The following is an 18,534-nucleotide window of genomic DNA, read 5'->3' as shown; positions in this document are numbered from 1 at the left end:
GCGAGTGCTGCGCCAAAAGGTGGCATGCATGGGCATTAACGGCGCAGGCCGGATCAACATTCGATGGCGTTGACCGCCAGACCACCACGCGAGGTTTCCTTGTATTTGTCATGCATGTCGGCGCCGGTGTCGCGCATGGTGCGGATCACCCGGTCGAGCGAGATGAAGTGCTCACCATCGCCACGCAGCGCCATCTGCGCGGCATTGATCGCCTTCACCGCGGCAATGGCATTGCGTTCGATGCACGGCACCTGAACCAGACCGCCGACCGGATCACAGGTCAGCCCGAGGTTATGCTCAAGACCGATTTCTGCGGCATTCTCAAGCTGCCCCGGCGTCGCCCCGAGCACTTCGGCAAGCCCTGCCGCCGCCATCGCACAAGCCGAACCGACCTCGCCCTGACAGCCCACTTCGGCACCGGAGATCGACGCGTTTTTCTTGCACAAAATACCCACCGCCGCCGCCGCCAGGAAGAAGTCGACCACACAGGCTTCGCTGACCTCGTCGCTGAAGCGCATGTAGTAGTGCAGCACCGCCGGAATGATCCCGGCCGCGCCATTGGTCGGCGCCGTGACCATGCGCCCACCGGCTGCGTTTTCCTCATTCACCGCCAGCGCGTAGAGGTTGACCCACTCCATGGCGCTCAAGGTCGAGCCGATCACATTGGGCTTGTTCAGTTCCTGCAGGCTGCGATAAAGCTTGGCCGCCCGGCGCTTCACATTCAGCCCGCCGGGCAGAATCCCTTCGTACTTCAGACCGTTTTCGACACAGGCCTGCATGGCCTGCCAGAGCTTCAGCAGACCGGCGCGAATCTCCGCTTCGCTACGCCAGACCTTCTCGTTTTCCAGCATCAGTTGCGACACGCGCAGGTCGTTTTTCTTGCACAGTTCCAGCAGTTCCACAGCGCTGTTGAAATCGTAGGGGAGCACCGTGTTATCGGCGTCCAGCACACCACTGGCGGCCTGCGCCGCATCCACCACAAAGCCGCCGCCGACCGAGTAATAGGTATCGCGATGCAGCTCGCCCGCCGCGCCTTCAGCGATCAGGGTCATGGCGTTGGGGTGATAAGGCAGGTTCTCGTCGAGCAACAGCATGTCGCGCGCCCAGACAAAGCCGACGTGCAGCCGGCCATCGAGCAGCAAGGTGTCTGTTTCGCGCAGTGCGGCGATGCGGGGGCCGATTTGCGAGGGGTCGATAGCGTCCGGCCACTCGCCCATCAGGCCCATGATGACCGCATTGTCGCTGCCGTGACCGATCCCCGTGGCCGACAACGAGCCGTACAAGCGCACCTCGATGCGGCGCACCTGCTCGAGCTCACCACGTTCACGCAGGCCCTGGACGAACAGCGCCGCGGCCCGCATGGGCCCGACAGTATGAGAGCTGGACGGGCCGACGCCAATCTTGAACAGGTCGAACACACTGATGGCCATGCCACCTACCTCCTGATTGAGCAGCCACCCCCAAGCCAGGCCAAGGGCGTTGCAACTGCTACGCTAAATAGGCGGCAATCCGCCGAATTCGCGCATCATCAGGCTTTTGAGCGGACTTCTGACGTCTACAACCGACGCGATCTTGCCCAGCAACGCCGCCAGCTGTCACGACCGTTTCTGCGCCGTTTTTTTGCGGTGCAGAAGCAGCAAAACTGCGTTTACGGGGTGGGATAAATCTGTAAACGACCTCATCGACACTGGATGCGACCCTGTCTGTACTGGATACGACGCACCCTGTAGGCGTTTGATTTTCGCTGTTAGATGATCGGTATCGACTCGATTGCACGGCACCTGTCCCGCTATCGCCCGATAGTCAGGCCCGACCGAATGCAAACCATAAAGCACGGCGGTCCCGTGGGACATCCGAGAAAAAACATCAGGAGTCCATCGCATGAAAGGTTCACCCTCGCTATTGCTGACCGCGCTACTGAGTGTGCCGCTGTTGGCCCAGGCCGCCGAGCCTGAGCAGTGTCATACCGTCAACTTCTCCGATGTCGGCTGGACCGATATCACCGTGACCACCGCGGTGACCAGTGTGGTGCTGCAATCGCTGGGCTACAAAACCAAGACCACCATGATTTCGGTGCCCGTGACCTACAAGTCGCTGGCCGACGGCAAGAATATGGATGTGTTCCTCGGCAACTGGATGCCGACCATGGAAAACGACATCAAGCAGTACCGTGATGCCGGTACGGTGGAAACCGTGCGAGCGAACCTGGAGAACGCCAAATACACCCTGGCCGTACCGCAGGCGCTGTATGACAAGGGCCTGAAAAACTTCGCCGACATTGCCAAGTTCAAGAAGGAACTGGACGGCAAGATCTACGGCATCGAGCCGGGCAACGACGGCAACCGCACCATCCAGAGCATGATCGACAAGAACGCCTTCGGCCTCAAGGACGCCGGTTTCAAGGTGGTCGAGTCCAGCGAGGCAGGCATGCTCTCGCAGGTTGAACGTGCCCAGCGCCGCGACACTGCGGTGGTGTTCCTGGGCTGGGAACCGCACCCGATGAACACCCGTTTCAAGATGAAATACCTCGACGGCGGCGATGATTTCTTCGGCCCCGACTACGGTAAAGCCACCGTGCTCACCAATACCCGCAAGGGTTATGTGCAGGAATGCAGCAACGTCGGCCAGCTGCTGAAAAACCTGTCCTTCACCCTGGACATGGAAAGCACCCTGATGGGCAACGTCCTGGACGACAAGATGAAACCCGACGCAGCCGCCAAAGCCTGGCTGAAAAACAACCCTCAGGTACTCGATACCTGGCTGGCAGGGGTTACCACCGTTGACGGCAAACCGGGCCTGGAGGCGGCCAAGGCCAAACTGACGCAGTAAGCACTGCCTGCGGCGGGCTGGCCCCGCCGCAGGCTGTCTTCAATTTTTTGCAGGTGGACGCTCGCTATCATGCTGATCGATGAAAAACTCCCTCTGGGCCAGTACATCGCAGGCTTCGTTGAATGGTTGACGCAACACGGCGCCAACTACTTCGATGCTTTCGCTGCGGCACTGGAATACATGATCCACGGTGTAACCGGGGCACTGACCTGGTTCAATCCCTTCGTCCTGATCGGCCTGATTGCAGTGATCGCGCACCTGATCCAGCGCAAATGGGCGCTGACCACCTTCTGCGTGCTGTCATTCCTGCTGATCCTCAACCTCGGTTACTGGCAAGAGACCATGGAGACCCTGGCCCAGGTGCTGTTCGCCACCCTGGTCTGCGTGGCTATCGGCGTACCGCTGGGCATCCTCGCTGCGCACAAACCGATGTTCTACACCGCCATGCGCCCGGTCCTCGACCTGATGCAGACGGTACCTACCTTCGTGTACCTGATCCCGACCCTGACCCTGTTCGGTCTGGGCGTGGTCCCCGGGCTGATCTCGACGGTGGTGTTTGCCATCGCCGCGCCGATCCGCCTGACTTACCTGGGTATCTGTGATGTGCCCCAGGAGCTGCTCGATGCCGGCAAGGCCTTCGGTTGCTCACGCCGCCAACTGCTGTCACGCATCGAACTGCCGCATGCCATGCCGAGCATCGCCGCCGGCGTCACCCAATGCATCATGTTGTCGCTGTCGATGGTGGTGATCGCTGCCCTGGTGGGTGCCGATGGCTTGGGCAAACCTGTTGTCAACGCACTGAACACTGCCGATATCGCTCTGGGCTTCGAAGCGGGTCTGGCGATCGTCCTGCTGGCGATCATGCTCGACCGTATCTGCAAACAACCCGACGCACCGGTGAGGAGTGAAGCATGAGCATTATTCGCTTCGAAGATGTAGACGTTATCTTCTCCAGCCGACCGCGTGAGGCCCTCAGCCTGCTAGACCAAGGCCTTTCGCGGGAGCAGATCCTGAAAAAAACCGGGTTGGTAGTCGGCGTGGAAAAGGCCAACCTGGATATCAACAAAGGCGAGATCTGCGTGCTGATGGGCCTGTCCGGTTCGGGCAAGTCGAGCCTGCTGCGCTGCATCAACGGCCTCAATACCGTCAGCCGCGGCAAGTTGTTCGTCGAGCACGAAGGCTCGCATATCGACATCGCCCATTGCACCCCGGCAGAGCTGAAGATGATGCGCACCAAGCGCATCGCCATGGTGTTCCAGAAATTCGCCCTGATGCCCTGGCTGACGGTGCGCGAGAACATCAGCTTCGGCCTGGAAATGCAGGGGCGTCCGGAGAAAGAGCGGCGCAAGCTGGTCGACGAGAAACTCGAACTGGTCGGCCTGACGCAATGGCGTAACAAGAAACCCGATGAACTCTCAGGCGGTATGCAACAGCGCGTCGGCCTCGCCCGTGCGCTGGCCATGGACGCCGACATCCTGCTGATGGACGAACCCTTCTCGGCCCTCGACCCGCTGATCCGTCAGGGCCTGCAGGACGAGCTGCTGGAGCTGCAACGCAAGCTGAGCAAGACCATCGTGTTCGTCAGCCACGACCTGGACGAAGCGCTGAAGCTGGGCAGCCGGATCGCCATCATGAAAGACGGCAAGATCATCCAGTACAGCAAGCCTGAAGAGATCGTCCTCAACCCGGCAGACGAATATGTACGGACCTTCGTCGCCCATACCAACCCACTCAACGTGCTGTGTGGCCGCAGCCTGATGCGTACCCTGGACAAGTGCAAGCGCATCAATGGCTCGGTGTGCATCGATCCAGGCGGCGACTCTTGGCTGGACCTGGCCGAAGGCAACACCATCAAGGGTGCACGCCAGGGCGCCACAGGCATGGACCTGCAGAACTGGGCACCGGGGGAAGCGGTGGAAGGGCTGGGCCGCAAGCCAACGTTGGTCAGTGCCAGCATCGGTATGCGTGAGGCCCTGCAGATCCGTTACCAGACCGGTAACAAGCTGGTGCTGCAGGAAGGTAATACGGTGGTGGGGATTCTCGGCGACAGCGAGCTGTATCACGCGCTGCTGGGCAAGAATCTGGGGTGAAAGCATTTGTGGGAGCCGGCCTTGCCGGCGATGCAGACGACACGGTGCACCTGACACCGCGCTGAAAGCATCGCCGGCAAGGCCGGCTCCCACAAGGGTTCAGCGAACGACGATGCCTTGCTTGGCCATGAAGGCCTTGGCTTCCGGTACCGTGTACTCACCGAAGTGGAAGATGCTCGCTGCCAGCACCGCGCTGGCATGACCTTCCAGAATCCCGTCAGCCAGGTGCTGCAGGTTACCCACACCACCTGAAGCAATCACCGGAATGCCCAGGGCATCGCTGATGGCCCGGGTCACGCCCAGGTCAAAGCCGTTCTTCATGCCGTCCTGATCCATGCTGGTCAGCAGGATCTCACCGGCACCCAGGCCTTCCATCTTCTTCGCCCACTCCACCGCGTCCAGGCCGGTCGGCTTGCGACCGCCGTGGGTGAAGATTTCCCAGCGCGGGGTTTCGCCCGGGCCGGAAACCTTCTTGGCGTCAATGGCAACCACGATGCACTGCGAACCGAAGTGCGCGGCAGCCTCGCCAACGAACTCCGGGTTGAACACTGCGGCAGTGTTGATCGAGACCTTGTCGGCACCGGCATTGAGCAGGTTGCGGATGTCCTGCACGGTACGCACGCCACCGCCCACGGTCAGCGGGATGAACACCTGGCTGGCCATGCGCTCGACGGTATGCAGGGTGGTATCGCGACCATCGACGCTGGCAGTGATGTCGAGGAAGGTGATTTCGTCAGCGCCCTGTTCATCGTAGCGCCGGGCGATTTCCACCGGGTCGCCGGCATCGCGGATGTTCTCGAACTTGACGCCCTTGACCACCCGGCCGTTGTCCACGTCCAGGCAAGGGATGATGCGCTTGGCCAGTGCCATGTCGGAGTCCTCAGCCTTTATAGCTGTCGCAGAAGGCTTGTGCCTCGGCGACATCCAGGGTGCCTTCGTAGATGGCGCGGCCGGTGATCGCACCGATGATGCCTGGCGCCTTGGCGTCGAGCAGGGCCTTGATGTCACCCAGGTTGTGGATACCGCCGGAGGCGATGACCGGGATCTTGGTGGCCGCGGCCAGGGCGGCGGTGAAAGGCACGTTGCAGCCTTGCATCATGCCGTCTTTGGCGATGTCGGTGTAGACGATGGCCGAGACGCCGTCAGCTTCGAAACGCTTGGCCAGGTCAATGACCTGCACCGAGCTGACTTCAGCCCAGCCGTCGGTGGCGACGAAGCCGTCTTTGGCGTCCAGACCGACGATGACTTTACCCGGGAACGCGCGGCAGGCTTCGGCAACGAACTCTGGCTCTTTGACCGCCTTGGTGCCGATGATCACGTAGCTGACGCCAGCCTTGACGTAGTGCTCGATGGTTTCCAGCGAACGGATACCGCCGCCGATCTGGATCGGCAGGTTCGGGTAGCGCTTGGCAATGGCGGTAACCACTTCGCCGTTGACCGGCTGGCCTTCGAAGGCGCCGTTGAGGTCAACCAGATGCAGACGGCGGCAGCCGCCTTCGACCCACTTGGCGGCCATGCTCACCGGGTCGTCGGAGAAAACCGTGGAATCTTCCATGCGGCCTTGGCGCAGGCGTACGCAAGCACCGTCCTTGAGATCGATAGCGGGGATAATCAGCATCTGCAAAACCTGTCTATTCGGTAAACAGTGATGCTCGGGAAGTCAGTTCTTCTCGAGCGCCCACAGGTCGCTTTCGATGCTTTCGAACCGTTCCTTGAGGTGGTTCTGCACATCGAAAATCGCCCTGTTGTAGTAGTGCGGGGCAATCTCTTTGGTAAACAGATCCAGCACCTCGGCGACCTCGAACGACCCCAGCTGCAACTCGAAACGGTCTTCGAGGAAGCGCTTGAGAACATCCAGCGCCTCGCGTTCCTGTTCCGGGGCGAGGGTGAGGATCGGTGCCTTGGTCCTGGACTTGCTCATTACCAGCGGCCGTCCCAAGCGGCGAAGTTCTGCAGCAGCTGCAGGCCATGGGTATGGCTCTTCTCCGGATGGAACTGCACGGCAAAACGCGAACCTTCGGCCAGCGCGGCGGCGAAATCGACGCCATAGTGACCGCGCCCCACCACCTGCACGGCCTTGGCCGCGGTGATGTAGTAGCTGTGGACGAAATAGAAGCGCGCCAGGTCAGGAATGTTGTGCCACAGCGGGTGGTCGATGGACTGGGTGACTTCGTTCCAGCCCATGTGCGGCACCTTCAGGTGCTCGCCGTCTTCGTGCAGGTCTTTGCCGAAGAACTTCACCTGGCCTGGGAACAGGCCGATGCAGTCGACACCGTCGTTCTCTTCGCTGTGATCGAGCAAGGCCTGCATGCCGACGCAAATGCCGAGGAACGGACGGTCCTGGCTGACTTCACGCACCAGGCTGTCGAAGCCCAGGCGGCGAATTTCGGCCATGCAATCGCGAATCGCGCCGACACCCGGGAACACCACTCGATCAGCCTCGCGGATGACCGCAGCATCGCTGGTGATCAGTACCTTGCCGGCACCCACGTGTTCCAGCGCCTTGGCCACCGAGTGCAGGTTACCCATGCCATAGTCGATAACGGCAACTGTCTGCATTACAGGCAACCCTTGGTCGATGGCATTTGCCCGGCCATACGCTCATCCAGCTCGATGGCCATGCGCAGCGCGCGGCCGAACGCCTTGAACACCGTCTCGATCTGGTGGTGGGTGTTGTGCCCACGCAGGTTGTCGATGTGCAGGGTGACGTTGGCGTGGTTGACGAAGCCCTGGAAGAATTCCTGAAACAGGTCGACATCGAAACCGCCCACCGAAGCGCGGGTGTACGGCACGTGCATCTGCAGGCCAGGACGGCCGGAGAAGTCGATGACCACACGCGACAGGGCTTCATCCAGCGGCACATAGGCATGGCCGTAGCGGCGGATGCCCTTCTTGTCGCCGACGGCCTGGTTGAAAGCCTGGCCGAGGGTGATACCGACATCTTCGACGGTATGGTGATCGTCGATATGCAGGTCGCCCTTGCACTCGATGTCGAGATCGATCAGCCCATGTCGGGCGATCTGGTCGAGCATGTGTTCAAGGAAAGGCACACCGATATCAAATCGGGCCTTGCCGCTGCCATCCAGGTTGATCGAGGCCTTGATCTGGGTTTCCAGAGTATTGCGCTCGACGGAAGCCTTACGTTCGACCATCACCAGCTCCGCAAAATCATTGGGCGAAAAAGGCGATCATTATAGGCCTAGAAGCGCGTGGCATGAAACGAAGATGACATGTGGCAGGGGATTTACCTGCCACATGATGATTTTCTGCAACTTCTGACCAGAACAGAGGGGTCAGTTGAACAGCACTGCGGTTTTTTGCAGTGTCACCCAGATCCCCCAGGCCAGTGGAATCCCCACCAGCAGCCAGGCAGCGACCACCAGCGGCAGGCTTCCCGGCGCCGCATGCCACTCCAGCACCCGGGTGTTGCCGTTGCCCTGGTCATGGCTCAGCGCCTGTTCCGCCGCCAACTGTGCGTCAGTCATGAAGTACTTGTCGGCCACCGGGCGCACCAGCGCGTTGCAGACAAACCCCAGCACCAGCAGGCCGGCCAGGATGTACAGGGTGATGTCGTAGACCGCCGCACGCTCCACGCCCAGCGCCAGCTGGTACTCACGCAGGTAGGTAATCAGCACCGGCCCGAGCACGCCGGCAGCAGCCCAGGCAGTCAACAGACGACCATGAATGGCACCGACCATCTGCGTGCCGAACAGGTCGGCCAGATACGCCGGCACTGTGGCGAAGCCGCCGCCGTACATCGACAGGATGATGCAGAACGCCGCCACGAACAGGGCGATGTTGCCCAGGTGGCCCATGTTCGGCACCAGCGCATACAGCGCGACACCCAGGGCGAAGAAGGCGAAATAGGTGTTCTTGCGCCCGATGTAGTCGGAGAACGACGCCCAGAAAAACCGCCCACCGATATTGAACAGGCTCAAAAGGCCGGTAAAGCCGGCAGCGATTGCGGCAATCTGCGCCAGTTGCGTGCTGCTGAGTTCGCTGAAGCTCAAGTCGTTACCCAGCAATTTACCGGCAAAAACTTCCTGCAACAGCGGCGAGGCCATGCCCAGAATGCCGATACCCGCCGACACGTTCAGACACAGTACCAACCAGATCAAGGCAAACTGCGGCGTTTTCCACGCCACACTGACATGTACGTGGCGGTGGGTAATCATCGCGTTGCTGGCTTTCTTCAGCGGAGCGGTCCAGCCCTCGGGCTTCCAGCCGGTCGGCGGCACTCGATAGGCCAAGGCACCGCCGATCATAAACACGAAGTAGATTACCGCCATCACCACGAAGCTCTGCCAGACGCCTACACCTTCAGGGCTGGCAAAGTGGTTCATCAGCGCTGCCGCCAATGGCGCGCCGACCATGGCGCCACCGCCAAAGCCCATGATCGCCATACCGGTGGCCATGCCGCGCTTGTCCGGGAACCACTTGATCAGTGTCGAAACCGGCGAGATATAGCCCAAACCCAGGCCGATACCGCCGATGACACCCGAGCCCAGCCACATCAGCCAGAGCTGGTGGGTATAGATACCGAACGCCGAGATCAGCAGGCCACCACACCAGCACAGCGCCGAAACCACCCCGGCCTTGCGCGGCCCGGCGTGCTCCAGCCAGCCACCCCAAACGGCTGCAGAGCAGCCGAGGAACACGAAGAACAGGGTATAGATCCAGCTGAGCATCGAGATCTGCCAGTCGCATTCAGTGCTGAACAGGCGGGCGAAGAAGCTCATGTCCGGCGCACAGGCAAGCGGCGCGGTGATACCGATCGCTTGCGACAACGGCAACCAGAACACCGAAAAGCCGTAGGCCATGCCAATGCACAAATGGATGGCCAGCGCCGCCGGTGGTACCAGCCAGCGGTTGAAACCAGGCGCGGCGATGATCCGCTCCTTGGACAGAAAACCAGGGCTGCTGGTTAACGTGCCTGCCGTGATACTGCTGTTCATTTATTGTGTTCCCCGCGTAGAGATGGTCAGCTCACGGCTCACGACCTTGGCACTAAGGCAACTGATCGTTTTTTGGCACAATTGCCCTGTAGAACGCGACAAATCGCCGCACAAGGGCCTGTGAGCGGCGCAAGAGTAGCATTAGCCTCTGCCTTTGAAAGCAAACTGATATCGTCTTTTGTTCGGCAGCTGATTGCTCTGTGCAAGGAACTGTCATACCCATCGCTGTCGAAATCCTGAGCAAATCAGGCCAGCGCTGTAGGAGAAATCCTCAGTAATCCTTGAGCATCTCCAGCGACGCCAAGCGCAGCGCTATACTCTGCGGCTAAATTTTAGAATCGAACTACAAGGACTCGCCCATGAAAGCGTTCGGCAAAATCCTGGGGCTGGTGCTTCTCGGGTTGTTGCTGATCATTGTGGCTCTGGGATTTGCCCTGACCCACCTCTTCGATCCCAACGACTACAAAGACGAGATTCGCCAGCTTGCACGCGACAAAGCCCACGTCGAGCTGACGCTCAATGGCGACATCGGCTGGAGCCTGTTCCCCTGGCTGGGGCTGGAGCTGCATGAAGCCAGCATCGCCACCCTGAACAACCCGAAAGTGCCGTTTGCCGACCTGCAGATGCTCGGTCTGTCAGTGCGCGTCCTGCCGTTGTTGCGCCGCGAAGTGCAGATGAGCGACGTACGCGTCGAAGGCCTGAACCTGAGCCTGAATCGCGACGAGAACGGCCACGGCAACTGGGAAGACATCGGCAAGCCATTGCCGGTCGCTGCCGCAGCCCCCGCCGACGGCGCCGCACCTGCTGGCGAAGCCACGGCCAAGGCCGAGACCAAGAGCGACAGCAACGAGCGTCCGGTCAAGCTGGATATCGACAGCCTGACCGTGAACAACGCCCGGGTGCAGTACAGCGATGCCCGCAGCGGCCAGACCTTTGGCGCCGAAAGCATCCAGCTGAGCACCGGCGCGGTCCACGAAGGGGTGAATATCCCGCTGAAAATGACCGCCTTTGTCAGCGTCGGGCAACCGGTACTCAAAGCACGCACGGAACTCAACGGCGAGCTGCGTTTCGACCGCCGCCTCAAGCGCTACCAGTTCGAAGACATGAAGCTCAGCGGCGAAGCCTCGGGCGAGCCTCTGCAGGGTAAAACCCTGACCTTCGCTGCCCAGGGTCAGTTGCTGGTCGACCTGGCGGCCAACGTCGCCGAATGGAACGGCCTGAAACTCTCGGCCAACCAGTTGCGCGCCCTTGGCGAACTGAACCTGCGTGACCTGGACAAAACCCCGCAACTGACGGGTGGCCTGTCGATCGCCCAGATCAACCTGCGTACCTTCCTCGACAGCGTCGGCGTGACGCTGCCCGCCACAGCTGACGCCAGCGCGCTGAACAAGTTCGAACTGGTCAGCCGCCTGCAAGGCAGCCCTACCAGCCTGGCCCTGGAAGACCTGGCGGTAAAACTCGACGACAGCACCTTCAGTGGCCGCCTGGCGGTCGAAGACTTCGCCAAACAAGCCCTGCGCATCCAGCTCAAGGCCGACAAGTTCGACGCCGACCGCTATATGCCGGCCAAGAGTGAAGCGGCGGCCAGTGCCACTGCAGCGCGCCAGGCCGAGGTCAAGAGCAAGGAACAAAGCGCCCTGGCCAGTGCCGGCAACACGCCGCTACCTGACGCCCCGACCCAGGTGGCCTGGAGCAACGACAAGCTGCTGCCGGTCGATCGCCTGCGCCGCCTCGATCTGCAAGCTGACCTGACGTTCGGCCTGCTGACCCTGGAAAAACTGCCGATCGAAAACGCCCACCTGAAAACCCAGGGCCAGGGCGGCCTGATCACCCTGGAAGCCCTGCGCGGCGGCTTGTATGACGGCGACTTCGAAAGCAAGGGCACCCTGGATGTTCGCCCGGCGGTGCCACAGATCGGCCTCACCACCAAGGTCAACCGGGTGCCGGTCGAGCACTTCATCAAGAGCCAGACCGAAACCCCGCCGGTCAAGGGCCTGCTGACCCTGAGCAGCGACCTGACCGCCACCGGCAACAGTCAGAAGGCGCTGGTCGACACCCTCAATGGCAACGCCAGCTTTGTCATCAACGACGGCATCCTGGTCAACGCCAACCTTGAACAACAGCTGTGCCAGGCCATCGCCACCCTCAACCGCAAAACCCTGAGCGGCGAACCCCGCGGCAAGGACACGCCCTTCCAGGAGCTCAAAGGCAGCCTGGTGCTGCGTAATGGCGTGGCCAGCAACCCTGACCTCAAGGCGCGTATTCCCGGTCTGACGGTCAATGGTCAGGGCGACCTCGACCTGCGTGTACTGGGCATGGACTACCGGGTTGGCGTGATCGTCGAGGGCGACAAACGCGACATGCCCGACCCTGCCTGCCAGGTCGGCGAGCGCTATGTCGGCCTCGAACTGCCGCTGCGCTGCCGTGGCCCGCTTGAGCTGGGCGCCAAAGCCTGCCGCCTGGACAAAGATGCGCTGGGCAAAGTCGCCGCCAAGCTGGCGGGCGACAAAGTCAGCGAAAAACTCGGTGACAAGATCGACGAGAAGCTCGGTGACAAGGTCAGTCCGGAACTCAAAGATGCGCTCAAGGGGTTGTTCAAGCGATGAGTCCTGAGCAGTTTTCCAGCGCCGTGCTGGAGTGGTACGACCGTAACGGCCGTCATGACCTGCCCTGGCAACAGGGCATCACGCCTTATCGGGTGTGGGTTTCGGAAATCATGCTGCAACAGACCCAGGTCAGCACTGTGCTCAATTACTTCGACCGCTTCATGGCCGCGCTGCCGACCGTGCAGGCCCTGGCTGAAGCACCTGAAGACGAAGTGCTGCACCTGTGGACAGGCCTGGGTTACTACACCCGCGCGCGCAACCTGCAGAAGACCGCGAAAATCGTCGTCGAGCAGTACGCCGGCGAATTCCCCCGCGATGTCGAAAAGCTGACCGAGCTGCCTGGCATCGGCCTGTCCACCGCCGGCGCCATTGCCAGTATCAGCATGGGCCTGCGCGCGCCGATCCTCGACGGCAACGTCAAGCGCGTACTGGCCCGCTACACCGCCCAGGAAGGCTATCCGGGCGAGCCGAAAGTGGCCAAAGCCCTGTGGGCCAATGCCGAACGCTATACCCCTCACACCCGGGTCAATAATTACACCCAGGCAATGATGGACCTCGGCGCCACCCTGTGCACCCGCAGCAAGCCCAGTTGCCTGCTGTGCCCGCTCAAGCTCGGCTGCGAAGCGCACATGCTCGGCCAGGAGATCCGCTACCCGATACCCAAGCCGCGCAAGGAGCTGCCACAGCGGCGCACGCTGATGCCGCTGCTGGCCCGCGAAGGTGCCATCCTGCTTTACCGGCGCCCTTCCACGGGGCTCTGGGGCGGCTTGTGGAGCCTGCCGGAGCTGGACAGCCTGGAGCAGCTCGACGACCTGGCCGACCAGCACGGGCTGAGCCTCAGCGCCAGTCAGGCGCTGGACGGCCTGACGCACACCTTCAGCCATTTCCAGCTGGCCATCGAACCATGGCTGGTCCGGGTCGATGACACCCGGGCCCACGTGGCCGAGGCCGACTGGCTCTGGTATAACCTCGCCACCCCGCCGCGCCTGGGCCTTGCCGCCCCGGTGAAAAAACTGCTGAAACGCGCGGCCGACGTTTTGATTGCAGGAGAGTCGCGATGACCCGCACCGTAATGTGCCGCAAGTACAAAGAACAACTGCCAGGCCTGGAGCGTCCACCGTACCCGGGCGCCAAGGGCCAGGACATCTACGAGCACATCTCGCAGAAGGCCTGGGCCGACTGGCAGAAGGAACAGACCATGCTGATCAACGAGAAGCGCTTGAACATGATGAACGCCGAGGACCGCAAATTCCTCCAGGGCGAGATGGACAAGTTCTTCTCCGGCCAGGAATTCGAAAAGGCCGAAGGCTACGTTCCACCAGCCGAATAACCCCGGAAAATCGTAAGCGACGGAATTAATTTAAAAAATTTTCAAAAAGTCGTTGACGTAAATCCGAAAAAGCCTTTTAATGCGCCCCGTTGCCCAGATAGCTCAGTCGGTAGAGCAGGGGATTGAAAATCCCCGTGTCGGCGGTTCGATTCCGTCTCTGGGCACCACTAATACCGAAACCCCTGAATCGTGAGATTCAGGGGTTTTTTGTTTGCGCCATAAAAAAGCGCGGCGTTGACCACCGTCAGTACGCGCTTGCCACACCGCCGTATGCTGCCTGAAGGACATTCGAAAAAACCAACAGGCCCCCAATGAGCGAAGAATCCACTGCCCTGCCTCTGCCCTCACCGACTTCAGATACATCGGCCAGTACCAGCCAGACCCCGTCACGCGCGCCCGGCACCAGCCGCCCACGGCGACCACGCACCACCCGCAAGCCCGGCACTGTTGCCGCCGACAGTGAAATCAGCGCCATCAGCCAGCAACCCGCCGCCCTCAAGGTTGCCTCCGCCCCACGCGGCTCGAACGAAGACAGCACCACTGCAAAGCTGCCCGCCAGCTACCCCTACCGCAACCGCATGCGTCGCGCGGAGTACGACAAGGCCAAGCACGAGCTGCAGATCGAGCTGCTCAAGGTGCAGAGCTGGGCCAAGGAAACCGGCCAGCGCATCGTCGTGCTGTTCGAAGGCCGTGACGCGGCAGGCAAAGGCGGTACCATCAAACGCTTCATGGAGCACCTGAACCCGCGTGGCGCGCGTATCGTCGCCCTGGAGAAGCCTTCCGAGCAGGAAAAGGGACAGTGGTACTTCCAGCGCTACATCCAGCATCTGCCGACTTCAGGTGAGATGGTCTTCTTCGACCGCTCCTGGTACAACCGTGCCGGCGTCGAACGGGTAATGGATTTCTGCTCGCCGCTGCAGTACCTGGAGTTCATGCGCCAGGCACCTGACCTGGAGCGCATGCTCTGCAACAGCGGCATCCTGCTGTTCAAATACTGGTTCTCGGTCAACCGCGAAGAACAGCTGCGCCGCTTCATCTCGCGCCGTGACGATCCGCTCAAGCACTGGAAACTGTCGCCCATCGACATCAAGTCGCTGGACAAATGGGACGAGTACACCGCCGCCAAAGAAGCGATGTTCTTCCATACCGACACCGCCGACGCGCCCTGGACGGTGATCAAGTCCGACGACAAGAAGCGCGCACGGATCAACTGCATCCGTCACTTCCTGCATTCGCTCGACTACCCGGGCAAGGACCTGAGCGTGGCCCACCAGCCCGATCCACTGCTGGTTGAGCGCGCGGCACGGGTGCTTGTCGAGGAAGACCGTGGGGAGCTGGCACAGCCCGCCTGAGCGAAGGCCGTCGGCGGCACTTGGGTTTCTTTGCCAACTAGGCTTCAATACGCAAAATTTTACGACTCAGGATTCACCGATGGCCTCCAACAGCAAACAGCAAAAACGCGCCAAGCGCGCCGCCACCAAGGCTCGCGAGAACCGCATGGTGCGCAGCGGCCAGGCGGTCAAGAGCTCCGGCGAAAGCTCCAGCGCCAGCGTCGAGCAGGTGTTCGACAAGGCCATGAACTCGGGCAGCTACACCGCCCTGTTCGACAAGATGAAGCAAGCCCAGGAAGGCGGCCTGGTGGCCTTGATTTCGGTGTTCCTGGTCGATCCGCTACTGGCCCTGGTACTCAAAGGCCACAAGGAAGAGCACGCCACCGACTACATCGTCATGGTCTTCAGCGCCTACCGCAAATGGCTGGACGGGGCTGACGAAGCCACCACCATGGCCTGGCTGGAAAGCGACGAATTCCAGGAAGCCTACATCTCGGCCTCGGAAGCGGTGGCCAAGCAGCAACAGAAGATGTTTGGCTGAGTCAGGCCAGCAGCAATAAAAAAGGCCGCGATCCTCTCAGATCGCGGCCTTTTCATTTCAACAGCACTGAATCAGTTGTTCAGCACCGCACGCCCAGCCGCCTCGGCCTTGCGCTTGCGCGCCACCAGCAGGCCGGCCGCAACCACGGCAATCGACAGCAAGCCGGTCGCAATGATCTCGATACGGTGATCCGGACGCACCAGCATCACGGTGAGAATGGCGACGATGAAGAAGATGGTCGCCCAGGTCAGGCCCGGGAACAGCCACATCTTGAAGGCAATCTTCTCGCCACGCGCCATACGCTGGCGGCGCATGCGCAGCTGCGAGATGGCAATCACCAGATACACCAGCAAGGCAATGGCGCCGGAGCTGGCCAGCAGGAACTCGAACACCGCGGCAGGTGCCACGTAGTTGGCAGCCACCGTCAGGAACGCCGCTGCGGTCGACAGCACCACCGCAACATACGGGGTACCGCTGGAGGTGGTGCGCTGGGCCACGGCCGGTGCATCACCACGCTTGCTCAGGGAGAAGAGCATGCGCGAGGAGGTGTACAGCGCCGAGTTCAGGCAGCTGGTTACCGCGATCAGTACGACGATGTCGACGATCAGCTTGGCGTTAGGGATGCCCATCAGGTTCAGCACGGTCTGGTAGGAACCGACTTCAGCCAGCTCACTGCTGTTCCATGGAACCAGCGCCACGACCAGGAAGATCGACACGAGGTAGAACAGGAAAATCCGCCAGATCACCGAATTGGTGGCCTTGGAGATCTGCTTGCCCGGATCCTTGGATTCGGCTGCCGCGATCGTAACGATTTCGGTACCCATGAACGAGAACATGGTGGTCAGCATGGCTGCCAGCACTGCGCCCAGACCGTTAGGCATGAAGCCCTGGGTGTCGAACAGGTGGCTGACGCCGCTGACCTGGCTGTTAGGCAGGAAACCGAACACGGCCGCCGTGCCAAGAATAATGAAGCCGATGATGGCGATAACCTTGAGCAGGGCAAACCAGAACTCGAACTCGCCGTAGTTCTTCACGCTGAACAGGTTGGTCGCGGTCAGCAGCAGGGTAATGACCAGACTAAAGACCCAGATGCCGACATCAGGGAACCAGGCATGCAGGATGGCCGCTGCGGCGTTGGCTTCCAGCGGAATCACCAGTACCCAGAACCACCAGTAAAGCCAGCCAATGGTAAAGCCGGCCCAGTGGCCGATGGCCTTGTCGGCATAAGTAGAGAAGGACCCGGTATCCGGCGAGGCGACTGCCATCTCCCCGAGCATGCGCATCACCAGCACCACCAGGGTCCCGGCGGCGGCATAGGCCAGCAGAACGGCCGGACCGGCGGCGGCGATGGCGTGGCCAGAGCCTACGAACAGGCCGGCACCGATAACACCAGCAATGGACAGCATGGTGACATGCCGTTGTTTGAGCCCCTGAGCGAGGTCATTGGAATTGTGCGTACCGCTCATAAAACTACCTTTGCAAGAATTGCGTTCTGATCCTGCGACCTGAGGCGCGCCTTGGATAAAAAGATTGCTACATCCTGTTGCCGATCCATAAGGCAATATCCGCGCCAGCACGATGACCGTTCGTTCGAAATATCTCACACCCCCGTCAAACAAGGCTTACAGGCCTTTCTGCCAGAAGCTGACCGAAAGACCCTCAAAAACCCTCGGAAACCACGATTACTGAAATACCCACTTACAAATGCCCCAGGTGCACCAAAATCATCCTGCGGTAACACCTCACGCACATCGAAGAAACAAAAAGGCGCAACCCTCAGGTACAACCAAAGCCGCCATTCACGGCCCGAAGCTGTACCCAAGGTCAGAAACGACTTCCCAGCACTGGCCAAAAATGGCACCATCGCGCCTTTTTTCATCAAGGCTCCGGCCCTGGAAACGAGGGCAAGTGGTCATCCGCGCGACAGTCCGCTGCAGCGATGCGACACTCGCCCACCTGGCAACTGCTTGCCCCTCCCGACCTTGTTGGCTGTCATTCGGCCGCTATGCTAGCTTGGCGCTCGCCAAGAAGGCCGCCAACAGCAGGAGCGCACCAGAACACATGAGGACCGCACATGGCTGAGGCCACGCCCGCGCTGGAAATCCGCAACCTGCACAAACGCTACGGCGACCAGGAGATCCTCAAGGGCATCTCGCTGACCGCACGCGATGGCGACGTGATCTCGATCCTGGGATCCTCCGGCTCCGGCAAGTCCACTCTTCTGCGCTGCATCAACTTGCTGGAGAACCCGCACCAGGGCCAGATCCTGGTGGCCGGTGAAGAACTCCGGCTCAAGGCCGCAAAGAACGGCGAACTGGTGGCTGCCGACAACAAGCAGATCAATCGCCTGCGCAGCGAGATCGGCTTTGTGTTCCAGAATTTCAATCTGTGGCCGCACATGAGCATCCTCGACAACATCATCGAGGCACCACGCCGCGTGCTTGGCCAGAGCAAGGTCGAAGCCATCGAGCATGCCGAGGCGCTGCTCAACAAGGTGGGGATCCACAACAAGCGTCACAGCTACCCGGCCGAATTGTCCGGTGGCCAGCAGCAGCGCGCAGCCATTGCCCGTACCCTGGCAATGAAACCCAAGGTCATCCTGTTCGACGAGCCGACCTCGGCCCTGGATCCGGAAATGGTCCAGGAAGTGCTCAACGTTATCCGCGCCCTCGCCGAAGAAGGCCGTACCATGCTACTGGTTACGCACGAAATGGGCTTCGCCCGACAGGTGTCCAGTGAAGTCGTCTTCCTGCACCAAGGGCTGGTCGAAGAGCAGGGAACGCCGCAGCAGGTTTTTGAAAACCCGAACTCGGCGCGTTGTAAACAATTCATGTCCAGCAACCGCTAACGGA

At 60.9% G+C, this 18,534-nt stretch carries 17 protein-coding genes and 1 tRNA gene; 10 read left to right on the top strand and 8 right to left on the bottom strand.

All coding sequences use genetic code 11. The features are described from left to right. Positions 1–53 precede the first annotated feature (53 nt). Positions 54–1,430, bottom strand: coding sequence for an L-serine ammonia-lyase (locus AC07OF_RS08820; RefSeq protein WP_157190854.1), 1,377 nt, complete (start codon positions 1,428–1,430; stop codon positions 54–56). A gap of 451 nt (positions 1,431–1,881) precedes the next feature. Between AC07OF_RS08820 and AC07OF_RS08815 the strand changes: the two genes are divergently transcribed. The 3 genes from AC07OF_RS08815 (at position 1,882) to choV (ending at position 4,919) form a co-directional block, all read left to right on the top strand. After that, positions 1,882–2,829, top strand: a complete 948-nt coding sequence (locus tag AC07OF_RS08815) for a choline ABC transporter substrate-binding protein (RefSeq protein WP_342623955.1) — start codon at positions 1,882–1,884, stop codon at positions 2,827–2,829. 66 nt (positions 2,830–2,895) lie between these two features. Beyond that, on the top strand, positions 2,896–3,744 hold the full coding sequence (gene choW / locus AC07OF_RS08810) for a choline ABC transporter permease subunit (protein ID WP_174446953.1): 849 nt from the start codon (positions 2,896–2,898) through the stop codon (positions 3,742–3,744). Continuing rightward, positions 3,741–4,919, top strand: a complete 1,179-nt coding sequence (gene choV, locus AC07OF_RS08805) for a choline ABC transporter ATP-binding protein (RefSeq protein ID WP_157190852.1) — start codon at positions 3,741–3,743, stop codon at positions 4,917–4,919. Before choW ends, choV begins: the two co-directional genes overlap by 4 nt. A gap of 99 nt (positions 4,920–5,018) precedes the next feature. Here the strand turns inward: choV and hisF are convergent, their stop codons facing one another. The 6 genes from hisF to AC07OF_RS08775 all read right to left on the bottom strand — a co-directional run bounded on the left by hisF (position 5,019) and on the right by AC07OF_RS08775 (position 9,874). Beyond that, positions 5,019–5,789, bottom strand: a complete 771-nt coding sequence (gene hisF / locus AC07OF_RS08800) for an imidazole glycerol phosphate synthase subunit HisF (RefSeq protein ID WP_038605774.1) — start codon at positions 5,787–5,789, stop codon at positions 5,019–5,021. 10 nt (positions 5,790–5,799) lie between these two features. Further along, positions 5,800–6,537: a 1-(5-phosphoribosyl)-5-[(5-phosphoribosylamino)methylideneamino]imidazole-4-carboxamide isomerase gene (gene hisA / locus AC07OF_RS08795; protein ID WP_038605771.1), complete on the bottom strand. Its 738-nt coding sequence runs from the start codon at positions 6,535–6,537 to the stop codon at positions 5,800–5,802. Between the two features lie 42 nt (positions 6,538–6,579). Continuing rightward, positions 6,580–6,840 (bottom strand): DUF2164 domain-containing protein, encoded by a 261-nt coding sequence (locus AC07OF_RS08790; protein WP_038605769.1) that lies wholly within the window; start codon positions 6,838–6,840, stop codon positions 6,580–6,582. Then, positions 6,840–7,478, bottom strand: coding sequence for an imidazole glycerol phosphate synthase subunit HisH (gene hisH / locus AC07OF_RS08785; RefSeq protein WP_157190851.1), 639 nt, complete (start codon positions 7,476–7,478; stop codon positions 6,840–6,842). The genes AC07OF_RS08790 and hisH overlap by 1 nt, the downstream gene beginning before the upstream one ends. Further along, a complete protein-coding gene (gene hisB, locus AC07OF_RS08780) occupies positions 7,478–8,071 on the bottom strand; it encodes an imidazoleglycerol-phosphate dehydratase HisB (RefSeq protein WP_476446394.1) in 594 nt (197 codons plus the stop codon). The genes hisH and hisB overlap by 1 nt, the downstream gene beginning before the upstream one ends. A 141-nt stretch (positions 8,072–8,212) precedes the next feature. Next, positions 8,213–9,874, bottom strand: a complete 1,662-nt coding sequence (locus AC07OF_RS08775) for an OFA family MFS transporter (RefSeq protein ID WP_495072770.1) — start codon at positions 9,872–9,874, stop codon at positions 8,213–8,215. Positions 9,875–10,233: 359 nt separating this feature from the next. Here AC07OF_RS08775 and AC07OF_RS08770 point away from each other — a divergent pair, with 359 nt between their 5' ends. The 6 genes from AC07OF_RS08770 (at position 10,234) to AC07OF_RS08745 (ending at position 15,682) form a co-directional block, all read left to right on the top strand. After that, a complete protein-coding gene (locus AC07OF_RS08770) occupies positions 10,234–12,480 on the top strand; it encodes an AsmA family protein (RefSeq protein WP_495072769.1) in 2,247 nt (748 codons plus the stop codon). Next, positions 12,477–13,541 (top strand): A/G-specific adenine glycosylase, encoded by a 1,065-nt coding sequence (gene mutY / locus AC07OF_RS08765; protein ID WP_157190848.1) that lies wholly within the window; start codon positions 12,477–12,479, stop codon positions 13,539–13,541. Before AC07OF_RS08770 ends, mutY begins: the two co-directional genes overlap by 4 nt. Beyond that, complete coding sequence (locus AC07OF_RS08760; RefSeq protein ID WP_038605754.1) at positions 13,538–13,810, top strand: oxidative damage protection protein; 273 nt, start codon at positions 13,538–13,540, stop codon at positions 13,808–13,810. Before mutY ends, AC07OF_RS08760 begins: the two co-directional genes overlap by 4 nt. 91 nt (positions 13,811–13,901) lie before the next feature. Then, positions 13,902–13,977, top strand: a tRNA-Phe gene (locus AC07OF_RS08755). 144 nt (positions 13,978–14,121) lie between these two features. Further along, a complete protein-coding gene (gene ppk2 / locus AC07OF_RS08750) occupies positions 14,122–15,162 on the top strand; it encodes a polyphosphate kinase 2 (RefSeq protein WP_476446391.1) in 1,041 nt (346 codons plus the stop codon). Positions 15,163–15,241: 79 nt separating this feature from the next. Further along, on the top strand, positions 15,242–15,682 hold the full coding sequence (locus AC07OF_RS08745) for a hypothetical protein (protein WP_157190846.1): 441 nt from the start codon (positions 15,242–15,244) through the stop codon (positions 15,680–15,682). A gap of 71 nt (positions 15,683–15,753) precedes the next feature. Here the strand turns inward: AC07OF_RS08745 and gabP are convergent, their stop codons facing one another. After that, positions 15,754–17,148 carry a GABA permease gene (gabP, locus tag AC07OF_RS08740; RefSeq protein WP_157190845.1) on the bottom strand — a complete coding sequence of 465 codons (1,395 nt, stop codon included), beginning with the start codon at positions 17,146–17,148 and terminating at the stop codon, positions 15,754–15,756. Between the two features lie 608 nt (positions 17,149–17,756). Here gabP and AC07OF_RS08735 point away from each other — a divergent pair. After that, positions 17,757–18,530, top strand: a complete 774-nt coding sequence (locus AC07OF_RS08735) for an ABC transporter ATP-binding protein (protein ID WP_157190844.1) — start codon at positions 17,757–17,759, stop codon at positions 18,528–18,530. Positions 18,531–18,534 lie beyond the last annotated feature (4 nt).

Source organism: Pseudomonas sp. GW821-FHT10B02, assembly GCF_059415665.1.
Note: the sequence above shows the minus strand (reverse complement) of the source record. Positions and strands in the feature narration are given on the sequence as shown.

Bases quoted from the DNA above. Each gene is read 5' to 3' on its own strand.
- AC07OF_RS08820 (WP_157190854.1), bottom strand. From the start codon at position 1,430: ATGGCCATCAGTGTGTTCGACCTGTTCAAGATTGGCGTCGGCCCGTCC.
- AC07OF_RS08815 (WP_342623955.1), top strand. From the start codon at position 1,882: ATGAAAGGTTCACCCTCGCTATTGCTGACCGCGCTACTGAGTGTGCCG.
- choV (WP_157190852.1), top strand. From the start codon at position 3,741: ATGAGCATTATTCGCTTCGAAGATGTAGACGTTATCTTCTCCAGCCGA.
- hisF (WP_038605774.1), bottom strand. From the start codon at position 5,789: ATGGCACTGGCCAAGCGCATCATCCCTTGCCTGGACGTGGACAACGGC.
- hisA (WP_038605771.1), bottom strand. From the start codon at position 6,537: ATGCTGATTATCCCCGCTATCGATCTCAAGGACGGTGCTTGCGTACGC.
- AC07OF_RS08790 (WP_038605769.1), bottom strand. From the start codon at position 6,840: ATGAGCAAGTCCAGGACCAAGGCACCGATCCTCACCCTCGCCCCGGAA.
- hisH (WP_157190851.1), bottom strand. From the start codon at position 7,478: ATGCAGACAGTTGCCGTTATCGACTATGGCATGGGTAACCTGCACTCG.
- hisB (WP_476446394.1), bottom strand. From the start codon at position 8,071: ATGGTCGAACGTAAGGCTTCCGTCGAGCGCAATACTCTGGAAACCCAG.
- AC07OF_RS08775 (WP_495072770.1), bottom strand. From the start codon at position 9,874: ATGAACAGCAGTATCACGGCAGGCACGTTAACCAGCAGCCCTGGTTTT.
- AC07OF_RS08770 (WP_495072769.1), top strand. From the start codon at position 10,234: ATGAAAGCGTTCGGCAAAATCCTGGGGCTGGTGCTTCTCGGGTTGTTG.
- mutY (WP_157190848.1), top strand. From the start codon at position 12,477: ATGAGTCCTGAGCAGTTTTCCAGCGCCGTGCTGGAGTGGTACGACCGT.
- AC07OF_RS08760 (WP_038605754.1), top strand. From the start codon at position 13,538: ATGACCCGCACCGTAATGTGCCGCAAGTACAAAGAACAACTGCCAGGC.
- ppk2 (WP_476446391.1), top strand. From the start codon at position 14,122: ATGAGCGAAGAATCCACTGCCCTGCCTCTGCCCTCACCGACTTCAGAT.
- AC07OF_RS08745 (WP_157190846.1), top strand. From the start codon at position 15,242: ATGGCCTCCAACAGCAAACAGCAAAAACGCGCCAAGCGCGCCGCCACC.
- gabP (WP_157190845.1), bottom strand. From the start codon at position 17,148: ATGAGCGGTACGCACAATTCCAATGACCTCGCTCAGGGGCTCAAACAA.
- AC07OF_RS08735 (WP_157190844.1), top strand. From the start codon at position 17,757: ATGGCTGAGGCCACGCCCGCGCTGGAAATCCGCAACCTGCACAAACGC.